The organism is Streptococcus mitis (genome assembly GCF_001074635.1).
Taxonomy (GTDB): Bacteria; Bacillota; Bacilli; order Lactobacillales; family Streptococcaceae; genus Streptococcus; species Streptococcus mitis_E.
Map to the genome: position 1 here is coordinate 1 of NZ_JUQO01000145.1, position 411 is coordinate 411.

General features: G+C 36.0%; 1 protein-coding gene. It reads right to left on the bottom strand.

The window, feature by feature from the left end:
- Positions 1–411: hypothetical protein (locus tag ADI58_RS05935; protein WP_049521838.1), on the bottom strand; the 411-nt coding region annotated here is incomplete at both ends.

Consider the following 411-nt stretch of genomic DNA (forward strand, 5'->3'; position numbering starts at 1 on the left):
CCAGTTGCTGGTCCTGTAAATCCTGGTTTTGGAATGAAAGTTACTTGTCCAGTTTTCGGATTAATACGATATGTTCCTTGGTCTGGAACTTCAATTTCATTTCCTTCTACTGGTGTATTACCATTTGGATTTAACAATTTGTATCCTGTAATACTTACTTCTGGACTAGAAACTTTAAACTCAGGAGTTCCAGTTTGTGTTTGTCCTTGCGGTGCTTCTGAAGTTTTATCCACACTTGACATTGTAACGTCATTTACTGTTGGTGTGTAAGTTGTTTCAACTTTTGTACCATTCGCATCTTTGATTTGTACTCTTACAGCAGTTGCCGTTCCTACAAATGTTTTCTTCGGTGTAAATGTAATAGTTTTACTTGCTTTATCTAAAACATATTCTCCATCACTTGTTGTAAGA